The organism is Dolichospermum sp. DET69, assembly GCA_017355425.1.
Classification (GTDB): Bacteria; Cyanobacteriota; Cyanobacteriia; order Cyanobacteriales; family Nostocaceae; genus Dolichospermum.
On sequence record CP070233.1, the window covers coordinates 3,125,404 to 3,150,521 of the forward strand.

Annotated in this window: 20 protein-coding genes and 1 tRNA gene; 5 read left to right on the plus strand and 16 right to left on the minus strand. The window is 39.5% G+C overall.

What is annotated here, in order from left to right; all coding sequences use genetic code 11:
* Positions 1-326 precede the first annotated feature (326 nt).
* Together EZY12_14325 and trxA are read right to left on the minus strand one after the other, a co-directional pair.
* Positions 327-1,397 carry an LOG family protein gene (locus EZY12_14325; protein ID QSX66031.1) on the minus strand — a complete coding sequence of 357 codons (1,071 nt, stop codon included), beginning with the start codon at positions 1,395-1,397 and terminating at the stop codon, positions 327-329.
* Positions 1,398-1,910: 513 nt separating this feature from the next.
* Positions 1,911-2,234 (minus strand): thioredoxin, encoded by a 324-nt coding sequence (trxA, locus tag EZY12_14330; protein ID QSX66032.1) that lies wholly within the window; start codon positions 2,232-2,234, stop codon positions 1,911-1,913.
* A gap of 224 nt (positions 2,235-2,458) precedes the next feature.
* Between trxA and EZY12_14335 the strand changes: the two genes are divergently transcribed.
* The gene (locus EZY12_14335; GenBank protein QSX70856.1) at positions 2,459-2,632 is read left to right on the plus strand and encodes a hypothetical protein; all 174 of its coding nucleotides are present in this window, start codon (positions 2,459-2,461) and stop codon (positions 2,630-2,632) included.
* A gap of 85 nt (positions 2,633-2,717) precedes the next feature.
* On the opposite strand, the gene EZY12_14340 is transcribed toward EZY12_14335, so the two are convergent.
* The 3 genes from EZY12_14340 to EZY12_14350 form a co-directional block, all read right to left on the minus strand.
* Positions 2,718-3,881, minus strand: a complete 1,164-nt coding sequence (locus EZY12_14340; GenBank protein QSX66033.1) for a GuaB3 family IMP dehydrogenase-related protein — start codon at positions 3,879-3,881, stop codon at positions 2,718-2,720.
* A gap of 806 nt (positions 3,882-4,687) precedes the next feature.
* The gene (locus EZY12_14345; GenBank protein ID QSX70670.1) at positions 4,688-5,218 is read right to left on the minus strand and encodes a YdcF family protein; all 531 of its coding nucleotides are present in this window, start codon (positions 5,216-5,218) and stop codon (positions 4,688-4,690) included.
* A gap of 266 nt (positions 5,219-5,484) precedes the next feature.
* Positions 5,485-6,699 carry a transposase gene (locus tag EZY12_14350; GenBank protein QSX66034.1) on the minus strand — a complete coding sequence of 405 codons (1,215 nt, stop codon included), beginning with the start codon at positions 6,697-6,699 and terminating at the stop codon, positions 5,485-5,487.
* 279 nt (positions 6,700-6,978) lie between these two features.
* On the opposite strand from EZY12_14350, the gene EZY12_14355 reads away from it, so the two are divergent.
* Positions 6,979-7,191 carry a hypothetical protein gene (locus tag EZY12_14355; GenBank protein ID QSX66035.1) on the plus strand — a complete coding sequence of 71 codons (213 nt, stop codon included), beginning with the start codon at positions 6,979-6,981 and terminating at the stop codon, positions 7,189-7,191.
* Between the two features lie 463 nt (positions 7,192-7,654).
* A complete protein-coding gene (locus EZY12_14360) occupies positions 7,655-8,755 on the plus strand; it encodes an AI-2E family transporter (GenBank protein QSX66036.1) in 1,101 nt (366 codons plus the stop codon).
* Positions 8,756-8,791: 36 nt separating this feature from the next.
* Here EZY12_14360 and EZY12_14365 read toward each other — a convergent pair whose 3' ends face one another.
* From EZY12_14365 to EZY12_14390, 6 genes are all read right to left on the minus strand, one after another.
* The gene (locus EZY12_14365) at positions 8,792-9,910 is read right to left on the minus strand and encodes a geranylgeranyl reductase family protein (GenBank protein ID QSX66037.1); all 1,119 of its coding nucleotides are present in this window, start codon (positions 9,908-9,910) and stop codon (positions 8,792-8,794) included.
* A gap of 384 nt (positions 9,911-10,294) precedes the next feature.
* Complete coding sequence (gene frr / locus EZY12_14370) at positions 10,295-10,843, minus strand: ribosome recycling factor (GenBank protein QSX66038.1); 549 nt, start codon at positions 10,841-10,843, stop codon at positions 10,295-10,297.
* Positions 10,830-11,558, minus strand: coding sequence for a UMP kinase (locus EZY12_14375; protein ID QSX66039.1), 729 nt, complete (start codon positions 11,556-11,558; stop codon positions 10,830-10,832). Before EZY12_14375 ends, frr begins: the two co-directional genes overlap by 14 nt.
* A 487-nt stretch (positions 11,559-12,045) precedes the next feature.
* Positions 12,046-13,164 (minus strand): transposase, encoded by a 1,119-nt coding sequence (locus tag EZY12_14380; protein QSX66040.1) that lies wholly within the window; start codon positions 13,162-13,164, stop codon positions 12,046-12,048.
* A gap of 275 nt (positions 13,165-13,439) precedes the next feature.
* Positions 13,440-17,660 (minus strand): PAS domain-containing protein, encoded by a 4,221-nt coding sequence (locus EZY12_14385; GenBank protein QSX66041.1) that lies wholly within the window; start codon positions 17,658-17,660, stop codon positions 13,440-13,442.
* A 241-nt stretch (positions 17,661-17,901) separates the two neighbouring features.
* Entirely contained in the window at positions 17,902-19,077 is a 1,176-nt protein-coding gene (locus tag EZY12_14390) for an ISH3 family transposase (protein QSX66042.1), read from the minus strand.
* Positions 19,078-19,178: 101 nt separating this feature from the next.
* Between EZY12_14390 and EZY12_14395 the strand changes: the two genes are divergently transcribed.
* Positions 19,179-19,319, plus strand: coding sequence for a hypothetical protein (locus EZY12_14395; protein ID QSX66043.1), 141 nt, complete (start codon positions 19,179-19,181; stop codon positions 19,317-19,319).
* A gap of 532 nt (positions 19,320-19,851) precedes the next feature.
* On the opposite strand, the gene EZY12_14400 is transcribed toward EZY12_14395, so the two are convergent.
* Positions 19,852-19,936, minus strand: a tRNA-Ser gene (locus tag EZY12_14400).
* Between the two features lie 58 nt (positions 19,937-19,994).
* Positions 19,995-20,924 carry a TIGR04168 family protein gene (locus tag EZY12_14405; protein ID QSX66044.1) on the minus strand — a complete coding sequence of 310 codons (930 nt, stop codon included), beginning with the start codon at positions 20,922-20,924 and terminating at the stop codon, positions 19,995-19,997.
* A gap of 149 nt (positions 20,925-21,073) precedes the next feature.
* Between EZY12_14405 and nadA the strand changes: the two genes are divergently transcribed.
* Entirely contained in the window at positions 21,074-22,039 is a 966-nt protein-coding gene (gene nadA / locus EZY12_14410; protein QSX66045.1) for a quinolinate synthase NadA, read from the plus strand.
* Positions 22,040-22,239: 200 nt separating this feature from the next.
* On the opposite strand, the gene EZY12_14415 is transcribed toward nadA, so the two are convergent.
* From EZY12_14415 to EZY12_14425, 3 genes are all read right to left on the minus strand, one after another.
* Positions 22,240-22,380: a hypothetical protein gene (locus EZY12_14415; protein QSX66046.1), complete on the minus strand. Its 141-nt coding sequence runs from the start codon at positions 22,378-22,380 to the stop codon at positions 22,240-22,242.
* A gap of 809 nt (positions 22,381-23,189) precedes the next feature.
* A complete protein-coding gene (locus EZY12_14420) occupies positions 23,190-24,038 on the minus strand; it encodes an Rpn family recombination-promoting nuclease/putative transposase (GenBank protein ID QSX66047.1) in 849 nt (282 codons plus the stop codon).
* Between the two features lie 34 nt (positions 24,039-24,072).
* Entirely contained in the window at positions 24,073-24,963 is an 891-nt protein-coding gene (locus EZY12_14425) for a hypothetical protein (protein ID QSX70671.1), read from the minus strand.
* Positions 24,964-25,118: the final 155 nt, after the last annotated feature.

Consider the following 25,118-nt stretch of genomic DNA (forward strand, 5'->3'; position numbering starts at 1 on the left):
AACTTAAATGCTGATTAGCTTATAGCGCTATGCACTTAAGTGAGATACAGTTATTAAATTACAAACCCTGTAGGGGCGGGGTTTCTCCGTCCTCGATTGTATTTGATCCGACCGAGAACCCCTATATTACAAGTCTTATTTATCAGGAGTAAAATTGGCTTAATATTTTGATAGCACAGAGCAGCTTATGCCTACAGCAGCTATGCCAGAGCCATTTTTTAGGTTAAATTTTCTACTTAATTTATCTGTAATCTGCTGTATAAAAAACTTGCAAATCTGCCTCCCATTTTTCGGTATATTTTGGCTGATTAATAGATTGGTATAGTCTACTTCCTTTCTGGATGTACTGCTTCTTCTGGAGTGGGAATACCCACTTGATTAATTACGCCAATCATTTGATATAAACGCCCTAAATCTCGTTGATTAAAATTTAAAACTAACCGAGGTAAATCAGATGTTTCATCTTGCCCTTCTTGCAGTAATGCTTGACTTTTGGTAATTTTTCCAGTCACCAAGATATCATTGAAGTTCATATTTAGTAATTCCACTTGATCATCGGATAAATCTTCTTTCAACCGGATCACCAACTGCTCACCAACATAACGACTAGAGTGATAAACTTGGTAAAACCTAGTAATAGTATGACAAGCAACTTCCAGATTATCTGTAATAGTGTATAAACTAGGATCATCTGGACTAACAAGCCCTGTTTTTACCAATTTGTCATCAATATATTGACTCCAAGAACGCCAATAATCACCCCCTGGTTGATCAATCAATACTAAAGGAACTGGACCAAATTTACCTGTTTGGCTTAATGTCATACATTCAAAGGCCTCATCTTGAGTGCCAAAACCACCAGGAAATAGAGCCACAGCATCACTTTCTTTGAGGAGAAATAACTTGCGAGTGAAGAAGTATTTAAAATTAATAAGTTTAGCATCACCTTCGATAATGTGATTAGCTTGTTGCTCAAAAGGTAACTGAATATTTAAACCAAAGGAATTTTCTTTACCAGCACCTTCCTGACCAGCTTGCATAATACCACCACCACCACCTGTCATAATCATAAATCCTAGCCTAGAAACAGCGCGACTAAATTCTAGAGCCATTTGATATGCTGGTGTATCTGATGCTAGACGGGCAGAACCAAAAATAGTAATTTTCCGAACATGACGGTAATTATAAAACAATTGGAAACCACATTCCATATCGGCTAAAGCAGCAGATAATATTTTCCAATCAAGACGTTCAATGTCACTATCAGCAAGACGCAAAATGGTGGTTAAAGATTGCTGAATAAATTGCCGATGCTTTAGTGTTGGTAAACGGTCTATTAATTCAGCAATCTCCGCTTGGAGAGAATCTAATAAAGAAAACGACGGTTCAGAAGTCATACGTACTGCCGCAATAATAGCATTATATTTTAACCAAAGTTACTAGTAGTCTGTCAACCAGAAAATGACGGGTTGAGTCGTCAGATGCCAAATTTCTGTTGCTTGTTGATGAATTATCGAGTCTGACACACCCTAAAAAGCAAGCCAATTGGGTAAGTCCTAAATCCGTCAATAGTTCTTGACAGACTACTAGTACAGTCCGACGTAAGTCAACTAACAACAATTAAAAATCCCTAAAAGGCTTATGTAATTTGCTGTTGGCATTTTGCCTGGCAGTACTAGCAACTGATGTTACTTTACATGATATTTCCTATATTGACTGTAATTATGACAATATAGGCTGCTCAATAAATAAGCTTTACTGGACTAACAATCAGCATAAAAATGCCCGAAAATGGTACTGACACCAGGCTTTTTCTGTTTTAAAAAAAAAGATAGAGGAAGTACCATTTTTGTCCCGTAATTTATCTTGTAAATTAATGCCTCAAGAGAGGTTTGTGGCAAGATTGAGCTTTAAAGATACTTTTCCAAAGTGTTAGATAAAGTGGTTTTGGGTACAGCACCGACAACCGTATCTACTTTTTGTCCATCTTTGAAAATCATTAGTGTGGGAATACTGCGAATACCATACTGACTGGCAATCTGTGGATTTTCATCAGTATTAACTTTCACAACCTTGAGTTTTCCTTCGTACTGAAGCGCAATTTCTTCAACAACAGGGGCTACCATTCGGCATGGGCCACACCAAGGAGCCCAAAAATCCACTAAAACTGGAACTTCGCTGTCGAGTACATCTACCTTAAAACTTGAATCTGTAACGTTTGTCGCTGCTGACATACCTAAAAACCTTACCTATGATATTTCTGAGCTTGGTGAAAATTCTACCATAGCAAAAACATCCTCTTAGAGATAAAGGATATACATTTGCAAAGAAACTAGAAAATTAAAACCTACCATAAGGAACCGCCCGAACATTAGTCCGGGCGGAGTGTGGTGTGAGGAGTGAACGGAAACATTTGTCTCCGCCATCTCTATTGTAGGCTAGATATGTGATTTTTCCAGTGATTCTTCAAACGACTAAAAAAGTTTTTGAATTTGTCAGTTGTCAGTTGTCAGTTGTCAGTTGTCAGTTGTTAGTTGTCCGTTGTCAGTTGTTAGTTGTCCGTTGTCAGTGGTCAGTTGTTAGTTGTCAGTTGTTAGTTGTTAGTTGTCCGTTGTCCGTTGTCCGTTGTTAGTTGTCCGTTGTCCGTTGTCAGTAGAAAACCCTTAACGATGACTAATGACCACTGACTAATGACCACTGACTAATGACCATTTGAGTTATTTACCCATGCCTAACTGTTGGGCTTTTTGGTAAACTTTGCCTTCAGTTAGCAGGGAAGGAGCAATGACAACTTCAACTTGCTGCATTTCTTTAATGTTTTTAGCACCTAAAGTTCCCATACTGGTCTTTAAAGCTCCTAAGAGATTATGAGTCCCGTCATCTAAACCAGCCGGTCCTCTGAGGATTTGTTCTAAAGTTCCCGTAGTCCCAACCCGAATCCGAGTCCCACGAGGTAATAATGGGCTAGGAGTTGCCATACCCCAATGATAACCACGCCCAGGGGCTTCGGCGGCTCTGGCAAATGGAGAACCAATCATCACACCGTCTGCACCACAGGCGATACATTTACAGATGTCTCCACCGGTGATTAAACCACCGTCAGCGATGATGGGGATATATTTACCAGTTTCCCGGAAATAATCATCTCTAGCGGCTGTACAATCAGCGATCGCTGTAGCTTGAGGTACGCCCACACCCAGGACTCCACGAGAAGTACAAGCAGCACCTGGTCCAATGCCCACTAATACTGCTGCTGCACCAGCTTTCATTAACTCCAAGGTGACTTGATATGTGACGCAATTTCCTAATGCCACAGGGATAGGCATAGAACGGCAAAACTCCGCTAAATCAAGGGGAGTAATAGATTCTGGAGATATGTGATCAGTAGAAACTACTGTAGCTTGGATAAAAAATAAATCTGCTCCTGCTTTAGCTACTATTTCACCATATTTGCTTGCACCTGCTGGAGTTGCGCTAACTGCCGCAATACCACCTTGTTGTTTAATTTCCTGAATACGTTTTTCAATTAATTCCGGCTTTATCGGTTCGGCATAAAGTTCTTGCATCAGACTGACAAATTCATCTTTGCCGACGGAGGCAATCCGATCTAAAATTGGTTCGGGGTCAGCATAGCGAGTCTGGATACCCTCTAAATTAATTACTCCCAATGCCCCCAACTGGGACAAGCGAACAGCCATTTTTACATCAACGACACCATCCATTGCACTGGCAATAATGGGGATTTCTCGCTCAATATTGCCAATTTTCCAGTGAGTATCAGGTAAACTCGGATCGAGTGTTCTGTTACCAGGAACTAAAGCAATTTCATCAATTCCATAGGCTCTTCGAGCCACTTTTCCGCGCCCAAGTTGAATTTCCACGCTTTAACTTTTCTCAACACTGTTTAAGATAGGGTATCAAATTGTGGTGATATTGGAAACAATTCAAAATTCAAAATAAGTTATTGCGGATTTAATCTACAGCGTATTACAGGTTTTTGAAGTACAAATATGAATAACAAAACTCTTGTGGTGTGGGCATATTGCCCGCTAGTGGTGTACCTCACTCAAATAAAATCTGCACCTGAACCATCTAGAAAAGTTGGTAAATTCGCAATTATGATATAAACACAACTGTTCAAATCGGTGCGTTAGGTACCGCACCCTACATAATGTCTTGTTAGTTTTGAGCTAGTAATTGTTCAAAATTCTCTAAGAGGTTGTTTGAAAAGTTTTGAGTGGTGATTTTAGGTACTTACTGATAGCTTGCGTGGCGAAGCCATTCCCTCCTAACCCCCCCCTTAAAAACTATCCATTACCCACATCTTTCTTAACAATCTTGAAACATTTATGTGGCAACGGTTTCAACGCTTGAAAATTTCCCTACTCTTGACAAAATGTACCTTATTCTTCTTGATAAAACCCTGATTTTATTGAGAATCATCAACGGAGGATTAAGGTTTGGGGTTTGAGAGCGATCGCTCTTATCGAATGTTAAGAAAGATCCCGGTAATGGATAGCTTAAAAAGGGGGGCTAAATTCTTCAAAGTCCCCCTTTTTAAGGGGGATTTAGGGGGATCGGATCACGTTTAGCATCCTGTCTAGAGATGTGTGTACACCGTAGCTTCACAAGGGGGGATTAATGGGGGTAAAAATCATTCATCAAATGATCAAAAAAGATCCAATAATTACTGTTTATTTTTGCCATGATTAGCACCTGTATAACCTGTGGCTACCCAAATAACTGCCCTAGCACCATCCCGAATGGATTTTTCAATAGGTTCTGGTGAATTTTCTGAAGGAACAGATACAGGTTTAAAATTCATACCTCGACTACCTAAAACAATTTCACCAACGACGCAAGCACGACGCATATGAAAATCAGATGTAATTAAATAAACACTTTTGATACCACGAGATTGTAATTCATCCACTATGGTCGTAAAGTTAGTAACTGTGTCTACAGCTTCATAATCTAAGGTTAAACGCCGGGTATCAATACCTGCTTTAGCAAATATTTTTTTAGTATACTGAGGTGGACTACCGCCAGAAATCCAAATGGGTATATTTGGATATTGATGAGCTAGTTGGGCTGTAAACTTTTCTCTTTCTAATGAGCGAGTAGAACCGCCCAAAACTAAGATTGCTTGTGGTTGAACAAATTGGTTTTGTACTGCTTTGTACCCCCACCAGATGAATAAGGGTAAGATGCAAGCTATAAACCGTATAGATTTACCTGTCAACAGTAGCTGATTCAAGGTTCTATGGGTATGTCTATTCGGACTAGAATTTTCTTTAAAAATCAGCACAATGACGCACAAGGATGATGGTTAGTATAAGTTTTTGCGAAGTATGCTTAGAAAGAATTTGGTAACTTTGCAATCATAGTACATGAATCTACATTGCTGTAATTTCTGCCCTATCCTAAACTATCTGAAAAAATTAATCAAAGGTGTCTCACCACTCATTTTTGACACTCTCAGGGCTAAAGCCGCTGAGATTCTTTGATCAAAGACATGACTTGCTCAGACAGGATTACTCCAACCTGAGTAGAGGACTCATCTCCTAAAGCGTTACTCATGTCTAGCATGAAGGTTTCGGTATGCCCTACCGTACCCAATCCCCGACGAAGGATATTTCTAGCTGCATTTTCATCTCTATCCATGACACAACCACACCGACAAACGTGGGTGCGAGTAGATAGAGTTTTCTTCACAATTTCACCGCAACTAGAGCATTCTTGGCTCGTGTATTGCGGATTAACCGCAACTGTGAGCTTCTTGAAAACCTGACCAAAGTATTCCAGCCAGACACGAAACTGATACCAAGATGCGTCGTTAATAGACTTAGCTAAACAATGATTTTTCACCAAATTTTTAATTCTCAAATCTTCATAAGCTATCAAGTCGTTAGACTGAACTACGCACCGTGCTAACTTCACAGCATGGTCTTTACGTTGCCTACTTATTTTGAGATGGCGTTTTCCTAAAATCTGTCTAGCTTTGCCCCTATTTTTTGAACCTTTTACCTTTCTGGAAACACGACGTTGCGAACGTTTAAGAACCTTTTCTCCAATCCGGAGAAATTTGGGATTCTCAATCATTACGCCCTCAGAATCGGTGTAGTATTCTTTCAAACCTACATCCAACCCAATTGTATTTCCTGATAGTGCTATATCTTCTTGACGGTTGACATTAATACAAAATTGAACATAAATACCGTCCGCACGTTTTACCAATCTTACCCGTTTAATTTGGTTAATTTGGTAAAAATGCAGATCACGAGTTCCTTTAAGTTTTAATCGCCCAATCCCTTTTTTATCGGTGAAGGTGATAAACTTACGGTCATCGGTTAGTTTCCAGCCAGAAGTTTTGTATTCGACAGAACGACAATCTTTCTGGAATTGAGGAAAGCCCTTTTTACCGGAAACCCCTTTTTTGCAATTATCATAAAACCGAGAGATAGAAAACCATGCTCGTTCTGCACTGGCTTGTCTTGCCATTGAATTGAGTTCATTCGCAAAGGGGAATTTAGCAGCAAGTACGGCACAATATTTGTTTAAATCATTTTTGCCTGTGTTTTTCACATCTATCCATAGCCGAATACAGCTATTGCGAATAAACTGTGCAGTCCGAATTGCATCACCTACTGCTTTTATTTGCGCTGACTTCCCGTAAGCTTTAAACTCAAAAACAAGCATCTTTTTCCCTCCCATTTTGATGCTACTCTGTCTAAAATAAAATAGCAAGCCCAGTAGAAAGATGACTGCGACTAAAGTCGCAGGAGTCGCTTATATCTCAGCCCTAAAGGGACTGAGTTTTACGCTTACCCAGTTATTTTATAAAATAATTTTATTAGTTTCTACAAGCATCATGTCAGATAGATGGGAATATTGATTTCTAATAACTATTGTAGAAACTGGACAGTCACGTTTAAATTAGTAGATACCCTATAAAATTATGTGTTTTGCCACACTATCATGGAAAATCAACATAGCCACACCACCCAAACTATCAGATTTTTGCTGAAGTTGCTATTATTTTCGGCTTTGTTATCGGTATTAATTAAATATGCTGCTCCATTTTTATTGCTGCCAGCAACGGTGACAAATGTACTAGTTATGGTTTTATCACCAACTATAATTATGGCAACTGTTCTATTGTGGCGAGTCCCCAGAGAAAAGCAACATTAACAGCAAAATATCAGCAATGTTGCTAAAATCAGCTAATCTAACAGCATTTCTATAAAGAAAGCATCTTACAGTATTACCCGGTAAGCGTAAAGCTCAGTCACAAAGCGTGCTGAGATATAAGCGACACGGGCAAAAATATTTAGCCTAACTCATTGACTGATAACAGTAGATGTAATACAATCTAAATAATTCTAGAATTTAAGTATAACTAAACGACGTAAAAACTTAACTTATTTGGTTGAGTGCGTAGTCATACCTAACGGTATTGCTGTTTAGGAAAGCTAAATTTAGTGAAAAATGAAATGCAAAAAACGAGTCCGGTAGGGCATATCGGAATTAACGCTTTAGGAGAATCGACCTCTGTTTTTGTTGGAGTAATCCAGCAATTGTAAGTTGGCTCATTGATTAAAGAATCTCAGCGTCTAAAGACGGTGAGAGTGTCAACAAGCTGGGAGTTTTGCTTGTGAATCTTGGTCAGTGGATAGGCTTAATTGCTTTAGTTATATCTTTATATATATTGTGGCAGCTTCGGGACGTTTTGCTACTAATATTTGCTGCTGTTGTTTTAGCAACGACTTTAAATCGTCTGGCGCGACGCTTCCAAAGCTTGGGAATAAAACGGGGATTAGCAGTTTTATTAGCTGTGGGGATTTTTTTTGCGGGTGTTATCTGTTTTTTCTGGTTGATTGTCCCACCTTTTGTCCAGCAATTTCATGAACTTACTTATAGAGTTCCCCAAGGATTTCAGCGTTTAAATAGTTGGATTGATCATCAAAGAACTAATATTCCTCCACAATTATTACCCTATATACCTGATTTAAATAGTTTAATTGCACAAGCACAACCGCTATTTAATCGCTTATTAGGTAACTCCTTTGCTTTTGTTTCTGGATCGTTAGAAGTAGTTCTCAAAATTTTATTAGTCCTGGTTTTAACAGGAATGTTTTTAGTTGACCCTGATGCTTATCAAAAAGTATTTGTTCGTGTATTTCCCTCCTTTTATCGGCGGCAGGTAGGGGGAATTTTACAGCAATGTGAAGCTTCTTTGGAGGGATGGGTGACAGGGGCAGCAATTGGGGTTTTTGTAGTAGGTTTGATGAGTTTGATAGGCTTATCAATTTTAGGTGTAAAAGCAGCGCTGGCTTTGGGAGTATTAGCAGGATTTATGAATTTAATCCCTAATTTGGGTCCAACTATGAGTGTAATACCAGCAATGGCGATCGCTCTTTTGGATAATCCCTGGAAAGCCCTAGCTGTGTTCATTCTTTACTTTTTTATTCAACAGTGTGAAAGCAATTTCATCACCCCTGTAGTTATGGCCCATCAAGTATCCTTATTACCTGCTGTCACCCTGATTTCTCAGTTATTTTTTGTGACATTTTTCGGATTTCTAGGATTATTTTTAGCACTTCCTCTAACTGTTGTTGCAAAAATTTGGGTGCAAGAAGTGTTAATTAAAGATGTGTTAGATCAATGGCATAATCATGAGGCAGATAATACAGAATTAGTGATAGTTGAGAAATATTCTGATATCAATGACGCTGATATTCAAGAAAATAACTAAAGATCACCGATTTCTTGAATAAATCGGGAATCTGGATTAACCAAGACCCGGAATTAAGCGTTTCAATGCCCGACCGGCGACATCAGCATAGCGCAACTCACCACAAAGGATTTTACTCATAATTTGAGCGCCAGAGGGACGTTTAAAACCAACTTGATAGCCAATACTAGGGAAGCGGTAAAATGCTCCGGCGAGTTTTTGCGCCCAAGCCATATCAGTTCCCCATTGCTCGTTAATAGCGTCGCTATATTCTTCTAAAGCGTTACTATTGCCACTTAAGGCATCATTAATAGATGCTGCGGCTAAAACACCGCTAAAAATGGAGGGACGAATTCCTTCAGCGGTAAAGGGATCAACTACACAAGCGGCTTCACCGGCTAAAATTGCGTTTTGGGTATGTAGCTTTTGATTCCCATCCCATGAGCAGATGGGGTGACCATATTGCTGACTATTTTTAATATCTACATCAAAAGATTTGGCATAATCATCCACAATTTTCTTCAAATCTTGAGGTCCACCACCCATAAATGCTCCAGCACCAATGGAATAACCATCAGCTTTGGGAAAGTTCCAAAGATAACCATTTTTGATTAAACCAAACTCTAAATGACCCAAATTTTGATTGGGGACATCAGTAATAACTTCGGCTTCTAATGCTCCAGCTAGACGACGTTTACGGTCTTTAAAGCCGAGCCATTTAGCCATTGGACCTTTTGCACCGTCGGCGGCGATGAGGTAACGACCTGTGACTATTCCTGTGGCTGTAGTAACTTGCCAATAATCGGTTTTAAATTCGATCCCTTTGACTTCTGTATTATCTTGTAGTTCAGCCCCTTGCTTTTGAGCTTGCTGCACTAAGAAATGGTCAAAAATTTCTCTGCGTACCATCCATAAGGGGTCTTTAATACCGATTTTAGCTTCTACCACATCTCCTAATTTCCAGGTGAAGCGGAAAGAATCTACTTTAACGGAAATGGCTGGGCTAAAGTCAAAATCGAACCACTGAGCGATCGCTGGGGACACACCACCGCCACAAGGCTTATATCTGGGTAGGGACTCTTTTTCTAAGACTAAGACCGATCGCCCTTTCTTGGCTAAATGATATGCTGCTGTTCCACCGGCTGGGCCTGCACCGACAATTAGACAATCGTACATAATGATGATTTTTAGGTTAATTAAGTTGAATTTTCAGTATATATAAGGGTTTATAGCAGGGAATAGGGAATAGGGAATAGGGAATAGGGAATAGGGAATAGGGAATAGGGAATAGGGAACAGGGAATAGGGAATAGGGAATAGGGAATAGGGAAGAGAGGGAATAGGGAACAGGGAATAGGGAATAGGGAATAGGGAATAGGGAATAGGGAACAGGGAATAGGGAATAGGGAAGAGAGGGAAGAGGGAAGAGAGGGAATAGGGAATAGGGAAGAGGGAAGAGGGAAGAGAGGGAAGAGGGAAGAGAGGGAATAGGGAAGAGGGAAAGCGAGGGGCGAAGAGAAATAATTATCCTCTTGCCTTTTGCCTCTTGGTTTTGATCAACTTAGACAGTTGATATCTCTTTTTCCTTTTCTACTAACAAGTGGTCGATTTTCTCAGTGTGCTTGTTAGTCAGTTTTTGGAGTTTGTCCTGTTGATCTCGTGATTCATCTTCAGAGATTTCCGCACTTTTTTCCTGTTTGCGAATGGACTCAATAGCATCCCGGCGGATATTGCGAATTGCTACGCGACCCTCTTCCGCGTACTTAGCCGCAAGTTTGACAAATTGCTTCCGGCGATCGCTCGTTAATGGCGGAATATTCAACCGAATCACAACACCGTCGTTACTGGGAGTTAAGCCCACATCCGACAGAGAGAGAGCTTTTTCAATAATGTTCAAGCTGCCCTTATCGTAGGGCTGAATCAGGATGGTTGAAGAATCTGGCGTGCTAATGCTTGCCAGAGATTTTAAGGCTGTTGGTGTACCGTAATACTCCACTTGTACCTTATCTAATAAACTCGCATTGGCGCGACCAGTACGAATTGTATTAAAAGCGCGTTGAGTAGACTCAACGGTTTTTTCCATCGTCTCTTGAGCTTCAGCTAATTTCACAAGAACCTCCCACAAGCGTGCCAATAGATTCTCCCATAATTGCCCGGTGGATGTTACCTCGCACCGTTAGGTCAAATACTAAAATAGGGAGATTATTTTCTTTACATAGAGCAATTGCGGTACTATCCATAACTCGCAAATCCTTAGCCAAAACGTGGGCGTAGGTAAGGGTAGTAAAACGCTTGGCATCAGGATAAAGTTTGGGGTCAGCATCGTAAATGCCGTCTACTTTGGTAGCTTTAAAAATCACGTCTGCTTCAATTTCTGCGGCTCTTAAGGCCGCAGTGGTATCTGTGGTAAAGAAGGGATTGCCTGAACCAGCACCAAAAATTACCACCCGCCCTTTTTCAAGATGACGGATAGCACGACGGCGAATATATGGTTCTGCTAGTTCTTGCATAGCTATGGCAGTTTGTACTCTGGTTTGAATTCCCATCCTTTCTAGGGAATCTTGCAGGGTCATGGCGTTCATGACTGTGGCAATCATGCCGATATAGTCGGCGGTTGCCCGATCCATACCTGCTGATGCGGCTTTAATGCCTCGAAAAATATTGCCACCACCAACAACGATGGCCACCTGTACACCAGTGGCTATCACCTCTCCTATTTCCTTGGCTATTTCCTCGACCACTTCTGGGTCAATGCCATAGCCTAAGTTGCCCATTAAGGCTTCACCGCTCAGTTTAAGTAAAACCCGTCGGTAATTCGTTCCCATGAAGTTCCGCTTTCTCAAAAAAGTTGCAATTGCCTCCAATTTAAGATAGCAGTAGAGTGACAATCTGTAACTAATTGGGGTCTTTTCGTTAGGAGTCAGGAGTCAGGAGTCAGGAGTTAATGAACCACGAAGGAACGAAGGACACGAAGGAAGAAGGAAGAAGGAAGAAAAGGGTTTTTCGTTCCCTAATAGACTTCCAATTAAAAAAATATCCCAAAATTTCTTGTGGTGCGGGCATCTTGCCCGCTAATAATACAAGGACGGGCAAGATGCCCATCCCACAAGATTGGATAATTTTTTTGTGGCGTTCCGTTCTATAAAACTTACCCAAAATTACCAAAGTCTAGACACATCTGGACAGCGATAATCTTAGTGTTTATTTCCTGCTTCATCGCGGTCTTGGAATGACTTCCAATCTTGTTTGCCCGCTCCACAGACAATCTCGGTAGAACTTACCGTTTCTGACCGTAGTTCCTAAAAGGAACCGCTACGCTACAGGGATAAAAATATCCGCAAACCATCGGTCAATGTTTTTAGCGGCGTTGAGGTCACGATCCTCTGTATGTCCGCAATCAGGACAAATATAAACGCGGTTTTTTAATGGCATTTTATGACGATGATTACCGCAGTTAGAGCATATTTGAGAACTGGGGAAAAACCGATCCACAAGGATTAGTTCACTCCCGAATTTCTCAGTTTTATACTCTAACTGCCGTTTAAATTCATACATACCACAGTCAGCGATAGCACCCGCTAATTTATGGTTTTTCAAAAATGCCTTAACGTGCAAATCCTCTATCCTTACAATGCTGTGATTTTTAGCTAGATAGTAGGTTAATTTGTGTATGGAATCCTGGCGAATATTAGAAACTTTGGCGTGTAATTTAGCTAATTTTCTCACAGCTTTTTTACGGTTATTAGAGCCTTTAATTTTCCTGCTCACACTACGCTGTAAACGTTTCATGCGTTTACTCATCCGTCGGTAGGCTTTAGGATTCCCGAATACTTCACCATTACTGCAAACTGCTAACTCCTTAATTCCTATGTCAACGCCAATGGTCGGTCTGTCTGCAAGTATAGGAGGTTTTTCAACTTCGTATTTAACAGAAATAAACCATTTATCAGCCTGTCTAGAAATCACGCAATTATGAGTTGCTGTAATCGGTAAAGGTTCTGCTAAACGTACCCAGCCAATTGACGGTAATTTAATTCTTTTACCATCATTTTTAATCGCTGGTTTCGCCTTAGTTCCTGATTCTAAATAGAAAGAATCGTGTTGTCCTTTTTTCTTGAATCGTGGTTGTTTTGATGTTTTTTTGAAACACCTATCCCAAGCCTGGCGTAAATCAGCTAACGCCTTCTGAGGAACATTTTTATTAACTTCGTAATACCAAATATGCTCAGATTTTACCTCAGCAACTAACTTTTTATGCAGGTCAATCGCTGATGGTAATTTAAGTTTTTCGCCTTCTTTTTGAGTAGCTAAGATATCTATAACTTGAGCATTTGCCCAGTTGTAAGCGTGTCTAGCTACTCCAGATGCTTTACGAAAAGCTGTAACCTGTCCGTTATTTGGAATTAACGCGGTTTTGAATGATAAAAGCATTGATTCGACCTTTCAATGTTGTGTTATAATACCTAGTATACCCGATACTCTAGGATTTGGCAATACCTAAAACTAAATTTAAACCACAAAATCAAGTAGCGGACGATAAATCACCTTTGCAGTTTAAGGTGTTGCCTGGGGTCAGAGAAAAAATTAAAACCGTCCCTAACACAGCAGCAACGGTTAAGGGAATTTGTTGATCAACTAATTGAAGACTTGGACAAACAGTAATATATGGATAGTTATGGGGAGAAATTATCAAGCTGTTCCTACCCCTAATTTATTTGTCTGCCAGATAATTCTGCAACTACACTCAGCAATTGATCTGGTTCGATAGGTTTATTGAGATGCTTTTGAAATCCTGCTGATAGAGAGTTTGCCTGATCTATTTCTCCAGTATAACCACTTAGAGCGGCTGCGGGAATTTGTCCGCCTTCTTCAACACTCAACGCCCTTACCTGACGCATCAAAGCATAACCATTTTCATGGGGTAGACCAATATCAGATAACAGGATGTCATATCCACCAGGATTAGCTTTGAGTATTGATAAGGCTTCTTGGGCTGATGTGGCTGATGTGACTTCTACTCCGTGGTCTTCCAGGATGATGTGAAATAATTGGCGGATATCTGGTTCATCATCTACCATAAGCACACGCACGCCTGACAATGATGGGTATTCCGCAGGGGCAGTAGGGGGGGTAGGAACAGGTTCTATTGCTATGTTACTTTCTTCGACGGTCGGTTCTGGGTCTCTTTGGATAGGTAGTCTGATTGTAAAGGTTGTACCTTGACCCTCTCCTGGACTGGTAGCTGCAATTGTCCCACCGTGAAGTTCTACCAAGTGACGGACAATCGCTAAACCCAATCCCAATCCAGGATTTGATTTACTTGTAGTCCCATCAGCTTGACGGAAGCGATCAAACACATAGGGGAGAAAGTCGGCACTAATACCCATGCCAGTATCCCTAACTTGAATCTCTGCTTGAAAATCACTGTACTTTAAAGTGAGATCAATTCTTCCTCCTGTGGGAGTAAATTTAATCGCGTTAGAAAGTAAATTCCAGACGATCTGCTGTAAGCGAATCGGATCTCCTGGTAAGGTTTTAGAGGTAGGATCTAAGTCCAATACAATTTCAATATTTTTCGCTTCTGCGGCCAGATTTACAACCTCTATCGCTGCGGAAATTACAGCTACAAGCTGCACAGGTTGAATATCTAGATTTAGCCTACCAGCGCTAATGCGAGAAATATCCAATAAATCCCCAATCAGCAGGTTTTGAGCTTGAGCAGCGCGTTCAATGGCTTCTAATGCTTGATTGGTCTTGGTTTCATCTAGCTGCTTTTTTCGGAGTAATTGCGTCCATCCAATTAGGGAACTCAGGGGGTTTCGCAACTCGTGAGAGAGAATGGATAAAAATTCATCTTTAGCACGGTTGGCTGTTTCTGCGGCATTTCTGGCTGACTGTTCTTGTTCTAGGAGTTGAACCCGTTCTGCTTCAAATTGTTTCTCTTGGGTAATATCCTCAATTACTAAAAGAATCAGTGTTTTATCCCCTATTTGCGGCATTTGACGGGCATTGAGAAGCATCACTTTGGAGCCGATTTCCTCGAAATTATGCTCAACTTCCACGTCTTGAAACTGGTTTTGCTGGGGGAGAACTTCTTCTAAGAGCGATCGCAGTTTAGCAATATTCCACTGTCCATTACCGATTTCATAAATTAGGCAATTTTCTGTTGCTTCTCGCACCACCCTAAATGTGTCGTAGAAAAACTGATTAGCTGTAACTACCCGTAAATCTATATCCAGCACCACCAAAGATTGGCGCACAGTATCTACAATTGCTTCTGAATAATCACGGGATGCTATAAGTTGATCAGCGCCATGTTTGAGTTCATCAATATCCACCACAACTACCACAGCACCATCAATTTTATCATCTAGCGTCCGATAGGGGCGAATGCGTAAATCATACCAATGACCATTTTGGTCTTGCACTTCCTGAGTTTTAAAATTCAGAGTCCTAATTACTTCTAAAACTTGTGTCTCCAAATCTGGTATATTTAACTTATGTTTAATATTACTAAATGGTCGTCCCATATCGGAAGGAATTAAATTAAATATTGACCCTGCCATGGGAGTAAAGCGACGAATCTGTAAATCACTACTTAAGATCAGGACAGAAATATTAATATTAGTCAGGAGATTTTGTAAATCATTGTTTACCCGATTAGATTCAAAATTTCGCCGTTGTAGTTCATCATTAATCGTATTTAATTCTTCATTAGTAGCTTGAATTTCTTCCTTCGCTGTTTGTAATTCTTCATTGGTACTTTGCAATTCTTCATTGCTAGAAAGTATTTCCTCATTTGCCGCTCGCAAATCTTGATTAGAAGCTTGCTGTTCCTCAATAACTGATTGCAGATAATCTTTATTATTTTTTAATTCCTGTTGCAGAGCAACAATTTCTTCTTTGTGATTGTTTTTTTCTGCTTGTTTGGGTTGGATATCGCTGGTTGGGGCTGTGGCAGAAGTAACTACAGAGGATAACTCGCTAAACAAAACTAAAAATGTGTTTTTTACCTCTTCACTATTAATACTAAAAGGAATTACATCAATTTTTATCAGCCTAACTGCATTTTTAGTTCTGATTTCTATTCCTGCTCTTGTGACTGGTATCTGTCCTTTTCTGGCTTGATAGATACAGTTACGTAGATCTAACCGCAATTCTTCCTTAGCCATTTTCAACAAATTAAAACTGGGTATGCCTGGTGCAGGTTCTAAATAAGAATTGGTCTGACCTCGGAATTGCAAAATTTCCAAATCATCATTAATCACCACACCCACAGGTGCAAATTCGTTTAAGACAATCTTGTCAGCTTGTTTCTGTATTTCCAGATCATCCCTATAAATATTAGGCAATGGTGATGATGTTGATACTTTCGGAGTTTCCAAAGCATAGTTCATGCTAATTAACTCAATCCCTAATCGGGAAGATATGAGTTTTCGAGCATATATCTTGTATTTTTTATCCACTACAGAAAACAACTCAGAAAAATCCCCTATTGTTTCTGATATCCCTAACATCAAAAAACCCGTAGGTTTAAGACCATAATGGAAAGTGGGAATAATTTTCTTCTGGACAGCCGCACCCAAATAAATCAGGACGTTGCGACAACTAATCAGATCCAATCGAGAAAAAGGCGGATCACTAATCAGGTTTTGTCTGGCAAAAACACACAGTTCTCGGACTGACTTAGTAATTTGGTAGCCACCCTCGACTTTTACAAAGAAACGTTGCAAGCGTTCTGGAGAAACACCTCCTATTTGGTTGGTTTTGTAAATGCCAGTTCTCGCTTTTTCTATGGCAATATCATTAATATCTGTCGCAAAAATCTGAATGGGGATATTAATAATGGGCTGATTTTTTAAAAATTCTATTAAGCAGATGGCAATAGAGTAGGCTTCTTCACCGGTGGAACATCCTGCTACCCATAAGCGGATTGGATCATCCGATTTACGTTCTTTCGTAAGAATAGGAAATACTTGAGTTTTTAAGGCTTCAAAGCTTAGTGGATCTCGGAAAAAACTGGTGACAGTAATTAATACATCTTGATATAGGGCGCTAACTTCCACCGGGTGAGTTTGCAGATAATAAACGTAATCTTCTAGCTTATCTAATCTATATAACATCATCCGGCGCTGAATTCGCCTTTGCAAAGTATTCTGTTTGTAATAGGTAAAATTAACACCAGTAGCCAACCGGAGGATATTGAAAATTTTGAATAGAGTATCTGTTGTGTCTGGAATAACTTCAATTTCTGGAATCGTTTCTACTTCTTTAATATAGGGATGAGTGCTGACAGTTGTTAGTTTCTGGGCAATTTGTTGGGGGGTGAGGATAAAATCTACATAACCAGAAGCTATAGCAGTATTAGGCATGGTATTAATCATTCCCGGTTCTTCAGCTTGGGCAAAGGTAATGCCTCCTGCACATTTAATGTTTTCTAAACCCTTTGTCCCATCTTCGTTACCTCCTGACAGCACCACACCGATGGCTTTGCTACCTAAATCCTCTGCTAAAGATATGAGGAAATCATTGACAGTTAGTGCCAGTCCGCGAGTTTTTTCACGGGGGTTGAGTTTTAGCACCCCTTTAACAATGGTCATGGTGACATTAGCCGGAATCACATAAACATGATTCGGTTCTACTTTCATCCCTTCCCGGACTTCATTTACAGGCATTGAGGTTGTCCGAGACAGAATTTCCGGCAGCATACTTTTTTGATTAGGACTTAAATGCTGAACTAGCACAAATCCCATCCCCGTATCTGTTGGTAAATGGCTTAATAGTTGGGTAAATGCCTCCAAACCACCGGCAGAAGCGCCAATACCGACAATGGGAAATAAATTTTTTTCTTGTTCTTGCTGTTCTGGGGATAGTTCAACAGTAGTTTTATTAACTTTAGATTTTTTGGTAGTCCGTCGAGTATTCATGATATGCACCCGATTAAAGTCCAGGGTTTGAATATTTTTGAGTTAAGGAAATTTGATTCTCCTCTATTTACTCTAGCGGAATCTAAGTTTGATATTATCAGTAAACCAAAAAGTTTTTTCCTGAAGGGAGATCGCCAAATACTGTGTAGTATAAAATACTTTTTTATTCCCGATACTCTAATCAGCAGACATAGTATAGATAATAATTACTTATGATTAGCTGGTTAATAATTTCTTGACGCTAACCGGATGGAATATAAATGCTTTCAACGACTTGATATTTCTTCTGTAGGGCTTGAGATAAAAAGGCTAACATCTGTTTGAGTGTAAAAAGTGTGCGATAAATTAATCTACTACCTTTCCTTTTACGACTGATTTTGAGCCATAGTAGATTCACCCAGATGTTAATTAGAAGAAAGGATATTCCAATGAATAGTAATCTCAAGACTGGATTTTTGTTATTCGTCTTAATTCGACAAATATTTTTCAGACGATAACTGGTTTCAATGCCAAATCTTTTTCGATAATCTTGATAGATATAATTTAAATTTGTTTTGACCTTATAAGCAACATAAACAAAGTATTGAACCCCATGCTTTTTATGCTTTCCCTTTCTATATTTACAGACGATCCATAAATCAAATGTGACAAAATCATCTTTGTCTCTTGTAATAGTATAGGTAGTTTTATAACTTTTTTTACCCTTGAGGAATTGTTTGATTCCTCCTTTTTTTCCAGTCTTGATAGCAGGCATAAGAAAGGGAATATCTAATGCCTGTAACCATCTAATTACAGGAGTATTAAAAAATCCCCTATCCAAATAGAGTTTTTTTACATTTATTTTTAGGGATTCAAGTTCTGCTAATAAATAAGTAATTAAAGCCACACTAGTATCTAATTGGCGAACACCTCTTATTGCTAGAGTTACACGCTTATTATTACTAATAACATATAAAGTGGCATAGGCATAAAATGAATTAGTACCAGATTTAGCTTCACTTCGATATATGTAGGGTAATTCTGACGATGTTGGTTGACCATAATAACAAATTAAATTTAAATCAATCGCTATTTTCAAACACCCTTTTTTTAATCCTAAAGGAATTCGACTTTTTAATGCTTGATTTATTTGCGCTTCTAATTCCTCAAAATTGTTAATTTTATTGAGATGATATCTAATATCATTAGCTGTCGGAATATTTTTTAACAATTTAGCTGTGTTTTCAATACTGTCTCCAGTGCTGGCTGCTTTAACCAGAATCTCGAATAAAGTTTGTTGGTCACAGGCTCCTTGCGTTTCAATCGAAAAATTTTCTACTAAACACTGAATAACCTCATCAAGAGTTTCTGAGTCGGTTAAAACGAGTTCTTCTGTAGACTCGCCCCGCGTGGCTTTTGTTAGAGATGAAACAGTCAATTTTTTCAGCCAATATGCTACACACTACTTTCATCATTTCATATTTTGATCCAGTGCAAATTATGATAACTATTTCTTATATATTTGGTATTCTATAGTACATGAGTATCTGTCGTATTTTGTTAGTGATGCCTGCTGCGTCTGTAGCAATAGCGTCAGCACTCCGTAAAAATCACTCTTTGGGAAAAACTTTTTGGTTTACTGATTATATATATAAAGTCATAATTGTTGATAAAATATAGTCAGTAACTCGTGTGTTGATTCTGTGTCTTTTGAGGGGGTAAAAATTCATGCAAAATCTCTGATATCTATTTAGGGCAAAAGCCTATTTTACAAGGGCTTTACGTTCACATGGACACAAAATTTGCATGAACGAAAAACGGGAAAATTTCATCAAAATTAAAAATTAACACACTAAGTAGGTGAACACAATAAAATCAATCTGTGTAAAGAAAAGTAAAATCGCCCAAACTCTCTTCAATCTTGCCTTTTGCCTCTTGCCTTGCCATAACGACAATTTTCAATGCTAACCTACTTAGTACCGCAAGGCGAAAGTCAAAAGTCAAAAGCTTGCCCTCGTGAAAACGGGGGTCAAAAGTCAAAAATAATATGGCGTAAGCTTTTTGGCGATTGAGAATGGTTGTTTTATTTACGCCGTGCTGTACTAGTAAAAAGGAATGTATGGTCGGTAACAGAACAACCCATAAACCGAGTATTTTGTGAATAAAATCCTCCTTGTCTACTATCCTTCCTTGTCTTCCTGGTCTTGCACAATGGAGAGGGGGAGATTCGAACTCCCGGAAGCTTTCACTTCACCTGATTTCAAGTCAGGCGCATTCGACCACTCTGCCACCTCTCCAGGTTATTTGTCAGAATTGTGTAATACAAAAACTGACAAATACAATCATAACATATAATTACAGAATTGGCACTACTGAAATCGAAGAATTATAGAAAACCTCCTCAGCAGCGACCTGGAAGTCTTTACCCACCCAAACTAGAGAGGCTTTTGTGACTACACCATCCTCCAAAGAAACTAGAGAAAAATTCCGTAACTTCACCCCGTTTTCCTGAATAATCCGGGGGACAGTAGCCGCATTTAAGTAAATTGTTCCCTCTGGACTTCTAAACACAGCCTTCCGTTGCAGCTTCTTAGTATGGCGCAGAGTCCGGTGCATATGTCCAAAAGTGACGAGAGAAACATTTTTCTTCAGGTTGAGACTTTGAGAAATAGCTTCAGCAAAATCAGGATCACCAAAATCACCGCCAATGGGATGCCAATCTTTGCCACAAGGGTCCTCAGCGCGATCGCCTAAACCACTTGGTCCATTGTGTCCGAGAAAAATAATATTGTCACAAGTAACACTTTTGACTATTTTAACGATTTTATCTGCGGATTCTTCTAAATTAGACACACCATAGCGTTCTTGACACATTTGGGCAAATCGCCATTCAGGTCCACCCCAGGTAAAAGGACGACCACCCACCACAGTTAAATTCCAATGGGGGAAATCCAACTTCCCATAACCGACATGGGACACTCCCAATAAATCTAATTGTTCCTGTACCCAGTCTTCCTTGGTGCGGTCATAAGGACATTTTTTGCGTCCCCATTCAGTTGCCGAGTACCAGGCATCGTGGTTGCCCATAACAGCCGCTTTGGGAATATCTAGGGAAGCGATCGCTTTTACCACTTCTACCGATTCATTCCCGAAATCACCGACAAATAGCGCCAAGTCAACACCAAGTTGCTTGAGTGCTATACCGTCTTCTACTTCCCATTGGTCGTGAACATCGCCAATTACAGCAATTTTCAAGGTTATTGATTGAGTTTTCTGACTGGTCATGCCACTTTAAAAAGCCGTATATCTCCAGGATATGAAACTACGCCGGATTTGGATATAAATTGCTCAAATCAATTCCCCACTATTTTGGTAAAAACTACTATAATTAAATGCACAAGATAATATAACTTTACAAAAAGCAGTTTTTAATTGTGTTTACAACTACACTTACTCCCCAAAAATCAGGAACTCTACCATTAGATTTATTTGCTGCTATTGCGGATCTAAAAACAGAACTTAATGCGGTGATATTAGCCCACTACTATCAAGATCCCGATATCCAAGATATTGCCGACTTTATTGGCGATTCCTTACAATTAGCTAAAGCCGCAGCCAATACCAAAGCAGATGTGATTGTGTTTGCGGGTGTTCACTTCATGGCGGAAACCGCAAAAATCCTCAATCCTGATAAATTGGTATTGCTACCAGATATCAATGCCGGTTGTTCTTTAGCAGATAGTTGTCCACCAAAAGAGTTTGCTGCCTTCAAAGCCGCACACCCAGACCATTTGGTAATTTCCTATATTAACTGTTCTGCGGAAATTAAGGGGATGAGTGATATTATCTGCACCAGTTCCAACGCTGTGAAGATTGTCCAGCAAATACCCAAAGAACAGCCGATTATTTTCGCCCCAGACCGCAACTTAGGACGGTATGTAATGGAACAAACCGGACGGGAAATGCTCCTATGGCAAGGTAGCTGTATTGTTCATGAGACTTTTTCCGAAAAGAAAATAGTCCAGTTAAAAATTACACATCCTCATGCGGAAGCGATCGCCCACCCAGAATGTGAAACCAGCGTCTTGCGTCACGCCAGCTTTATTGGCTCTACAGCCGCCTTACTCAATTATTGTCAAATCAGCCCTAGCCAGGAGTTTATCGTGGCTACAGAGCCGGGAATCATTCACCAGATGCAAAAACTAGCACCCAACAAACACTTTATTCCCGCCCCCCCGCAAAGTGATTGTAACTGTAACGAATGTCCATTCATGCGGCTAAACACCTTAGAAAAGCTGTATTTAGCCATGAAAAACCGCACCCCTGAAATTACTTTACCAGAAGAACTCCGCCTAGCTGCACTACGACCAATGCAAAGGATGTTAGAAATGAGTGTCTAGTTACAGCGGTTTCCGCTTTTATGAGGTACAAAGTTGAATCATGAAACTCTTGTAGTGCGGGCATCTTGCCCGCTAGATATGTACCTCATAACACAAAGGAAGTGCTGTATAATTTACAAGCATAACTGCGTTGCTGAATTAGAGGATAATTTTGAGGTTTAGAGATTTAGGGAACATCTTTAAACAAAGTAAAACTCAACCTACTTGACACTCTCACTGGCTAAAGCCGCTGAGATTCTTGGTTCAATGAGTCCACTTAACTTAGAACCCTTGCGGTATCTAAGCCAGAGGTGGTTCTCTCCCCAAGCGTTAACTTTCCCTCTGCCCGAAGGTAGTTGCATTACTGCAAATTTTGCTTGAGTTTAAATTCTGTGTTGTCTAGCTCCCATGAAGATTTTACCTATTCGGAGGGTAGTCACTAAAACTATGGAATAGAACCCTATATCCTCAATTGTCAAGGACCAGAAAAGCCGTTAGGCAGTTAGGTTTTTATACAGGTTGATTACCATTCCTGTTGTGAATAGTATAACATCATCAAATACAAAGGCGATAAACCTTTGCTCATTTTAACCAATCTTTATAAAAAGAAAAACTCTATGCGCTTTATTACCGCACGAGTCGCTTATATCTCAGGTCTAAAGACACTGAGTTTTACGCTTACCGGATATCTCTATAATTTAATTTTCAAGAACTTACGCACTGTACAAATCAATCATGATATGCGTTCACCAAAATACTTTATTTCAGGCTACAACTAATTCTGTTTTTACCGATAAATCAACCGTGGGGTAGGGGTTTAGCACTGCTCATTGGTGTCAACTTAACGTGAAACCTACAGCCCCCTCATCGCTTGCGATGAGGGGGTTGGGGGCTGACAGGTGTAGGTTTTTAATATTCTCTGTAAAGGCAAGACCAGGAAGACAAGGAGGGATAGTAGACAAGGAAGATTTTATCCATAAAATACCCAATTTATGGTTTGTTTTATTACCAATCATCCATTTCTTGTCCGGTTTTCCTCCCTTGTCACCTTGTCTGCCTTGTCTTCCAAGTCCTGTCCTCACCCAATTGTAAAAAACCTACACCTGTCAGGGGGTTGGGGGTGGGGTTCTTGTACCTCATAACACTCGGAAGTGCTGTAATCTCAAGAAGTTTAATTACCAGATTTTTCCGCAATCTGTCTTACGGCTTCAATATCCACAGCTAACCTTGCAGCTATTTCTTCCACAGTTAAACCCAATTCTAATAACAGCGGTACTGTTTCTAACTTACCTTCTAACTTACCTTCTAACTTACCTTCTAACTTACCTTCTAACTTACCTTCTAACTTACCTTCTACTTTTGCATCTTCGGCAACTTCTCGAAAATACCGTGTTTGCTTTAATTCATCTAGGGTAAACATGGCTTCAATCTCCTGACGAGTTAAATTAGTTAACTTATAAACCAAGATCGTCTCTAATAATTCTAGAACCTTCTGTCTTTTACTGGCATCTGTTAATTGTTGTCGGGTTTTTTGAATCAACTGCCTAGTATGATCAATTGCAGTTTCTTCTTTTTCCACAACTAGCTTTACCATTCCCAACCCTACAGAATTATCGGTTGTGACTTCCAACTCATCCAAATAAATAAACGTGACTTGCTGACTCATTAGCAAACCCCGATACTGCATTGGTACACCAGGATCTAAGCTACGTTTAGCAAAAATCGCTACTGCATGAAAATCATTCTTTGGTTGATATTGATTCAGATAAACAAAGATTTCTGTAAATAGTTTCCAGTAAAAATCCGCCTTTGGTTGAAATTGAACTTCTACAAAGTAAATAGGTTGTTCAGGAATATCCGAAGCAGGTACAAATAAACCATCAAAACGAAATGCTAGTTCCTTAATTTCTACAGATGTAAATTGATATGCTTCCACCTCTGTAGCTGGCTTACCAATCAATTCAAACAGGATACTCGGTAAGGTCTGAAATAGTTGATAGAATATAGTATCAGTTTTCACAATTTTTAAGTTATTTTACATTAGTTCACAAATATTAAGATTTACTTTTCTGAGCTTCTTTCTGAGCAGCCTCACTAAATTTTTTATACAACTTAGTTCTAATCTGTGCTTCTTGATAGCGGCTATGACTAGGTGAAACCTGACTCATTAAATCAGAAGCCCGTTGCCAATTAGCAGCCAATTCCAACCACTGAGTTGAAGTTATAGCAGTTTTACCAGCCGCAGTAGCCTGGTTAGCCAGTCGCACAGAAGCTGCAAATGGATCATTAGATGAATGAGAAAAACTTTGGCTAAGAGGAGGATTTGACGATTCTGGCTGTTTCTGGTCTGCTGTTTGGGAAGATTGAGAACCTGTTAATGGTAAGAGATTTTTTAGTGGATTACCTAACCGAGAATTTAGCAACCAAGCTAGTAAAATGACTGAAAATAACCCAGAAACCCCTATAAATAAAGTTTTAACTGAAATTTTGCCCTGATCTTGATTCTTCAGTAAAGATAGGGGTTTTGTTAAAATAGGTGTTCTTGATTTGGTATAAGTTTCAGTTAGATCTGAAAATAACCGCTTAAACAAATTTGGTTGAGATACAGTAATTTCCTGTGACCACAGTAATTGACCATCAACATCACGGTTAATCTCTTCCAACCATAATAATTGGTCTTCTCGAACAATTCGACTATTGATATTAACTCGACGAATGTGACGCGGTGCAAGTGAGTCCAAAATTTCTTTAATTTTTGGGACTAAAGTAGATTGCTCCAGTTGCTTTACCGTAGCCGCTTCACACAAAAGTTGTAAAATACCATTGGCAAAAATTGCTCTAATTCTGACACCAGACATAACTAGCTTTTCGTTCAAGACTTGAATAACCGCTGCAACGCTGCCCTGGTGAGCTTGCCAAGCGATATCATTTATTCTATCTACCATTTGATATTTAGTGATAGCCTTCACACCCTGATTTGTGAAATAATATAACCTAATTGGTCAGTGGTTAGTGGTTAGTGGTTAGTGGTTAGTGGTAAAGACCGGAATTAACGCTTTAGAGGGTGTTTGAAAAGTATTAAATAAAACCAATAATCTCC